Here is a 6,573-nt window from a genome sequence, read left to right as displayed (position 1 = left end):
TGCCGGCCGCTGGCCGGCAACCCGGTGGATCATGGACGCCGGCCAGCGGCCGGCACTACCTGATGCGCACGGGGTCGGAGCCCGCCTTGCGGGATCCGACCCCGGTGGACTGTTTCAACCGCGCAGTTCGGCCAGCTGCGCCTGCAGCTCGGCCACGGCCGCTTCCAGCTGGGCCACGCGCTCGGCCAGGCCCGGATCGGCCGCATCGCTGCTGCCACCGCCGCTGCCGGCGTACTTCGCCGCCAGCGCCGCGCCGTCCACTTCACCGCACAGCAGGTGCATGTAGCGGTCTTCGCGCTGGCCGCTGGCGCGCGGCAGCACCACCAGCAGCGCGCGCTGCTGCAGGCGCTCGATGGCGTGGCGGGCTTCGTCGGCGTCGGCGAAGCGGTGCAGGCGCTCGCTGCGCGTGACCAGTTCGCCCAGGGTCTGCGGCCCACGCAGCAGCAGCATCGCCAGCAGCACGGTCTGCTGCCGGGTCAGGTCCAGCGCGGCCTGCAGGCGGTGCTCGTAGCGGTCTGCGCGCGAGGAGAAGTGCTGGCGGGCCAGGCCCAGTGTTTCCAGCTGGCGCAGCGCGTGTTGCACGCTGCCGGCATCGACGTTCATCACCGGCTCGCGGGCGGTCTTCTGGTTGGCGGCCGATTGGGCGGCGTTGACCGTCAGCGGATAGGTGTCCGGGGTGGTTGCCTCCTTTTCCACCAGGCAGCCCAGCAGGCGGGCCTGCACGGCGTCGAGCAGGGGGACGTCGGGGGTCTGGTTGGAATCGGTCATGGCGGCCTCCGGAAGGGCAACGGGTCAACCGCCAAGCATAGCCGTCCCGGGGCCTGCTTTGCCGGTAAAATGCGCCGGTATATCTGATTGCCGGTGAATCCATGCGTCGTCCCGTTTCCCTGTCCCTGACCCTGCTCGCCACTGCGGCGCTGGGCCTGTCCGCCTGCAAGCGCGTGGATGCGCCGGCCACCGAAGCCGCTGCGCCGGAGGCTCCGGCCGCCGCCGCCAAGGCCGATGGCGCGCTCGATGCCACTGCCAACGACAACCTCAATGCGGTGCTCTGGATGCAGCGCGCGCAGGAGTACAAGGCGATCACCGAGCAGACCTACCGTGCTGCCGCCGACCGCCTCGACGCCGCGCTGAAGGAAGCCCACTGGGATGCGCTGGTGCCGGAAGAGCGCGGCAACGAGGCCAAGGGCCTGAAGCCGGCCGTGGTGCTGGACGTGGATGAGACCGTGCTGGACAACTCGCCCTACCAGGCGCGCCTGGTGCGCGACGGCAAGGAATACGACGAGCTGACCTGGGACCAGTGGGTGGCCGAAAAGAAGGCCAAGGCCATTCCGGGCGTGGTTGATTTCGCCAAGGCCGCCAACGCCAAGGGCGTGACCCTGCTGTACATCTCCAACCGAGCCGTGCACCTGAAGGACGCAACCCTGGCCAACCTGCGCGAGCAGGGCCTGCCGGTGGCCGATGACAGCGTGTTCCTGGGCCTGGGCACCGTGGTCGAAGGCTGCGAGCAGGCCGGCAGCGAGAAGAACTGCCGCCGCCGCCTGGCCGGGCAGAAATACCGCGTGCTGATGCAGTTCGGCGACCAGCTGGGCGATTTCGTCGAAGTGACCGCCAACACCAACGACGGTCGTGACGCGCTGCTGCAGCAGTACCACGACTGGTTCGGCGAGCGCTGGTGGATGCTGCCGAATCCGACCTACGGCGGCTTCGAGCCGGCGCAGTTCAACAACGACTACAGCCAGTCGCGCCAGGCCCGCCACGACGCCAAGCGCGCCGCCCTGGACTACGCACCGTGAGCCGCGCGCCGCTGCCACTGCGCGACGACGAGCGCCTGATCTTCGCGCTGGACGTGCCGGACCGCGTGCAGGCGCTGGAGTGGGTCGACCGCCTCGGCGACAGCGTTGCGTTCTACAAGATCGGCATGGAACTGCTCGCCTCCGGCGAGTACTTCCAGGTGCTGGACGAGCTGGCCCGCCGCGACAAGCGCGTGTTCGTCGACCTGAAGTTCTTCGACATCCCGGCCACCGCTGCGGCGGTGATCAAGCGGTTGTCGCAGTGGCCGGTCAGCTACGCCACCATCCACGGCTGGCACCCGGCGATGATGGAAGCCTGCGCCGCCGCCAACGGCAGCGACATGCGCCTGCTGGCGGTGACCGTGCTGACCTCGATGGGCCGCCCGGACCTGGCGCAGATGGGCATCGACCGTGAGCCGGTGGACGTGGTGGTCGAGCGCGCGCTGGCCGCGCAGGCGGCCGGCATCGATGGCGTGATCGCCTCGGGCCAGGAAGCCGGCCCGATCCGCGCCGCTACCGGCGCCGGGTTCTCGATCGTCTGCCCGGGCATCCGCCCCGGTGGCCCGGTCGGCGATGACCAGAAGCGTACCGTTGGCGTGGCCCAGGCCTTTGCCGATGGCGCCGATGCCATCGTGGTCGGTCGCCCGATCCGTCTGGTCACTGATCCGCAGGCCGCGGCCCGGGCCATCCAGCAGGAAATCGCGTCGGCGTTGGCTGCGCGCTGAGATTCCGCTGCGCAGTCCGCAGGCCCGAACGCCATCCCGACCCGCGCGGGATGGCGTTTTTGCATCCGCCCAAGGACCGGTTGTGCCCGAATCGCCGCAAAACCTGCCGTAGATTTCATGGCTTCCATACCAGGCATCAATCTGATCAATAAAATCAATAATTTACCCTGCACTACGTGAAGTGTTGCCTTAACTTGAACGGCAGCGTAGGATCGCCGCCATCCGGTCCTCGGACCGGACATGTGCCACAACACTGTCCACCGGCCCTGCGCCGGCTTGAAGAGCCTGTGATCCTCGTGATCCCGGCTCTTTTTTTATTCCGATCAGTGACTTGCACAAGCAACCGCGGAAACCGTGACGTCCCGGCTTGCCGCTGTCACCTCGCAGGCCGCAAGATGCGGACCGGTCCGGGGAGTCCGAGTGCATGAGCGTGGCAGTGCGAGGAAGGTCTGCGCGTGGATGGGGGCTGGCAGTCATGCTGCTGGCCGTGGCTGCGTGCCGTGAACCGGCCAACGATCCGGCCAGGCCGGCCGCCGAACCGGTTGCGGCGGTGCAGGCGATGGCCCTGAGCCTGGCCGAGGACGATCTGGTCGGCTATGCAAAGCTGTCGGTTCCACCCAGCCAGTACCAGCGCCTGCAGCAGGCCTGGGCCGAGGGCCACAGCCAGTGGCCGCTGACCGAGCTGCCGCTGGGTGACCAGCTGCTGCCGATGCTGGCCGCATTGCGTACGCCCAATGCCAGTGCCGAACTGCAACGCAGCTTCGACCGCCAGCTGGCCGGCCAGGCCGGTGCCGTGCGCCAGGCCGCGCAGTCGATGGGCACCTTCGGCGTGCAGTACCTGCGCCACCAGAAGGGCTACACGCCCGGCCAGCAGGCCCATTACATCGCCCTGGTGGAAACCCTTGCCAGCTGGGCGCAGGGCGCGCCGATCAGTGACCGTGCGCGTGCACGCAGCACGATCGCCGCGCTGGTGGGTGCCGCCGGCAAGGTCGGCTTCGACGATGAGGCCGGCCTGCAGGCCGCGGGCATGGAAGGCAGCCTGCAGCAGCTGGCGCCGTTCATCCATACCCTCAAGGCGGTGCTGGGCAGCTACGGGCTGGGCGTGGACGATGCGCTGCGCAGCGTACGCGGTGAACTGCTCTCGGTGGAGGGCGACAATGCGCTGGTGCGCCTGCACTACGACCTGGCGGGGCGTGAGATGACCCTGCAGCTGCCGCTGAGCCGCCGCGAGGGCCACTGGTACCTGACCCGCACCCTGGCCGACACCGACGCGCTGCTGCGCAAGGCCGACGCGGCCCGCGCCGCTGCGTCGCCGTCACCGGCTGAAGCCCCCGCCGAGGGTGGGGAAGCGGCAACGCCGTCGCCTAAGCCATAATGGCGCCGATGTCGAAACAGAACCCGCTGCCGTTCCCCGGCGAAGAATCCCAGTCGACGCCCGCCGATACGGTGCCGGCGTCCCCCTCGACCGGTACCGGCCCGAACCCGGTACCGCCGCCCGCGCACGCGCGTCCGGCCGGCCGCCGCCCGCTGTGGGCTCGCCTGCTCGGCCGCCTGGTCGAGCCGTGGCTGTCGCTGAAGATCGAACCGGAAGACCCGGGCCAGTACAACGATGGCCGCCCGGTCATGTACGTGCTGGAGGACTACGGCCTGTCCAATGCGCTGATCCTGGACAAGGCCTGCCGCCAGGCCGGCCTGCCGTCGCCGCTGGTGCCGCTGGCCGGTGACCCGACCGGCCGCAAGCGCGCCTATCTGGCGCTGTCGCGGCGCAGCTCCAGCAACTCGCTGATCCCCGAGCAGCGCGGCGCCAAGACCCATTCGGACTCGCTGGCCAAGGTGCTGCAGGCCCATCGCGTGCGCGATGACCTGGACGTGCACCTGGTGCCGGTGTCGATCTTTGTCGGCCGCGCGCCGGACAAGCAGAGCGGTTGGTTCGCCGTGCTGTTCTCGGAAAACTGGGCGCTGGTCGGCCGCTTCCGCCGCTTGCTGGCGGTGCTGCTCAACGGCCGCAGCACCATCGTCCGCTTTGCCCCGCCGATCTCGCTGCGCAGTACCGTGGACGAGGGCCTGGAGCCGGAGCGCACGGTACGCAAGCTGCAGCGCGTGCTGCGTACGCACTTCCGTCGCATCCGTGAATCGGTGATCGGCCCCGACCTGTCGACGCGGCGCCTGCTGGTGGACCAGGTGCTGGCCGCCGAACCGGTGCGCGAGGCGATCGCCGCACAGGCCAAGCGCGACAACTCGAAGCCGGCCGATGCCTGGAAGAAGGCACACGCCTACGCCTGGGAAATCGCCGCGGATTACTCCAGCCCGGTGGTGCGCTCGGCCAGCTTCATGCTCAGCCATGTGTGGAACCGCATCTATGCGGGCGTGCTGGTGCACCACCTGGACAAGTTCAAGGCCGCCGCGCCGGGCCATGAAGTGGTCTACGTGCCCAGCCACCGCAGCCACATGGACTACCTGCTGCTGTCGTACCTGCTGTACGACCGTGGCATCGTGCCGCCGCACATCGTGGCCGGCATCAACCTGAACCTGCCGGTGGTCGGCACCCTGCTGCGCAAGGGCGGTGCGTTCTTCATCCGCCGCTCGATCCGTGGCAACGCGCTGTACTCGGCGGTGCTCAGCGAATACGTCGCGCAGCTGGTGGCCGGTGGCTACTCGCTGGAGTACTTCGTCGAGGGTGGCCGCTCGCGTACTGGCCGCCTGCTGCAGCCCAAGGGCGGCATGATCTCGATGACGCTGCGCGCGTTCCTGCGCCAGCCGCGCAAGCCGGTGCTGTTCCAGCCCATCTACATTGGCTACGAGAAGCTGATGGAGGGCGGCAGCTACCTGGACGAACTGTCCGGCCGGCCGAAGGAAAAGGAATCGATCTGGTCGCTGCTGTGGGGCATCCCCAAGGTGCTCAAGCAGAACTACGGCCAGGTGGTGGTGAACTTCGGCGAACCGATCGCACTGAACGACGTGCTGGCCGAGAAGGCGCCGGAGTGGAAGGGCGAGGCGGTGTCCGAGGACGAGAAGCCGGCGTGGCTGTCGACCACGGTGGATACGCTGGCCGAACGCATCCAGGTGCGCATCAACGGCGCCGCCGACGTCAACCCGATCAACCTGCTGGCGCTGGCCCTGCTGTCCACGCCGAAGCACGCGATGGGCGAGGCCGACCTGATCGCGCAGATCGAGCTGTGCAAGACCCTGCTGGTCGAGATGCCGTATTCGGACCGGGTGACGGTGACCCCGCACTCGCCGGAGCGGATCATCGCCCATGCCGAGGAAATCAACGTCCTCACCCGCATCAAGCACCCGCTGGGTGACGTGCTCAGCGTCAGCGGCGATACCGCGGTGCTGCTGAGCTACTTCCGCAACAACGTGGTGCACCTGTTCACCGCATCGTCGTGGGTGGCCTGCTGCTTCCAGAACAACCGCCGCATGAGCCGCACCGGCCTGGTCCAGCTGGGCCGTACGGTGTACCCGTTCCTGCAGGCCGAGCTGTTCCTGCCGTGGAGCGAGGACGAGTTCGCCCAGCGCATCGACCGGACCATCGATGTGTTCGTGCGCGAAGGCCTGCTGCAGAACGTCAACGATGACGATGGCGGCATCCTGGCGCGCAACACCGGGCAGACTGATGAGGTGTTCCGCCTGCGTGCGATTGGCCATTCGCTGCAGCAGGCGTTCGAGCGCTATTACATCGCCATCTCGGTGCTGGTGAAGAACGGCCCCGGCGTGCTCGGCGCCGCCGAGCTGGAAAGCCTGTGCCAGCAGGCTGCGCAGCGGCTCAGCCTGCTCTATGCACCGGCGGCACCGGAGTTCTTCGACAAGTCGTTGTTCCGTGGCTTCATCCAGAAGCTGCGCGAACTGCGCCTGGTGTGGCCGGACGAGAACAGCAAGCTGCTGTTCGACGAACGCCTGGACGCCTGGGCCAAGGATGCCAAGTTCATCCTCGGCCGCGAACTGCGCCACACCATCGAGCGGGTCAGCCCGGAAGCGGCACGCCCGGACGAGGCGGCGCCGCAGGATTGAAGGTAGTGCCGGGCGATGCCCGGCGAACGGCATGCCAACCAAGGTTG

5 protein-coding genes are annotated in these 6,573 nt (G+C 68.5%); 4 read left to right on the top strand and 1 reads right to left on the bottom strand.

What is annotated here, in order from left to right:
* Positions 1 to 114 precede the first annotated feature (114 nt).
* Entirely contained in the window at positions 115 to 768 is a 654-nt protein-coding gene (locus V3B46_RS10995) for a YceH family protein (RefSeq protein WP_154261823.1), read from the bottom strand.
* 101 nt (positions 769 to 869) lie between these two features.
* Between V3B46_RS10995 and V3B46_RS10990 the strand changes: the two genes are divergently transcribed.
* The 4 genes from V3B46_RS10990 (at position 870) to plsB (ending at position 6,526) form a co-directional block, all read left to right on the top strand.
* A complete protein-coding gene (locus V3B46_RS10990) occupies positions 870 to 1,793 on the top strand; it encodes a 5'-nucleotidase, lipoprotein e(P4) family (RefSeq protein WP_154261824.1) in 924 nt (307 codons plus the stop codon).
* On the top strand, positions 1,790 to 2,515 hold the full coding sequence (pyrF, locus tag V3B46_RS10985) for an orotidine-5'-phosphate decarboxylase (protein ID WP_154261825.1): 726 nt from the start codon (positions 1,790 to 1,792) through the stop codon (positions 2,513 to 2,515). The genes V3B46_RS10990 and pyrF overlap by 4 nt, the downstream gene beginning before the upstream one ends.
* 424 nt (positions 2,516 to 2,939) lie before the next feature.
* Positions 2,940 to 3,890, top strand: a complete 951-nt coding sequence (locus tag V3B46_RS10980) for a hypothetical protein (protein WP_329891904.1) — start codon at positions 2,940 to 2,942, stop codon at positions 3,888 to 3,890.
* Positions 3,890 to 6,526: a glycerol-3-phosphate 1-O-acyltransferase PlsB gene (plsB, locus tag V3B46_RS10975; RefSeq protein ID WP_106466665.1), complete on the top strand. Its 2,637-nt coding sequence runs from the start codon at positions 3,890 to 3,892 to the stop codon at positions 6,524 to 6,526. The genes V3B46_RS10980 and plsB overlap by 1 nt, the downstream gene beginning before the upstream one ends.
* Positions 6,527 to 6,573 lie beyond the last annotated feature (47 nt).

This window comes from Stenotrophomonas sp. SMYL11 (genome assembly GCF_036320005.1).
In the GTDB taxonomy this organism is placed as follows: Bacteria; Pseudomonadota; Gammaproteobacteria; order Xanthomonadales; family Xanthomonadaceae; genus Stenotrophomonas; species Stenotrophomonas maltophilia_A.
The sequence above is the reverse complement of the archived record's forward strand: the minus strand, read 5'-3'. Positions and strand labels throughout refer to the sequence as shown.

Bases quoted from the DNA above. Each gene is read 5' to 3' on its own strand.
- V3B46_RS10995 (WP_154261823.1), bottom strand. From the start codon at position 768: ATGACCGATTCCAACCAGACCCCCGACGTCCCCCTGCTCGACGCCGTG.
- V3B46_RS10990 (WP_154261824.1), top strand. From the start codon at position 870: ATGCGTCGTCCCGTTTCCCTGTCCCTGACCCTGCTCGCCACTGCGGCG.
- V3B46_RS10980 (WP_329891904.1), top strand. From the start codon at position 2,940: ATGAGCGTGGCAGTGCGAGGAAGGTCTGCGCGTGGATGGGGGCTGGCA.
- plsB (WP_106466665.1), top strand. From the start codon at position 3,890: ATGGCGCCGATGTCGAAACAGAACCCGCTGCCGTTCCCCGGCGAAGAA.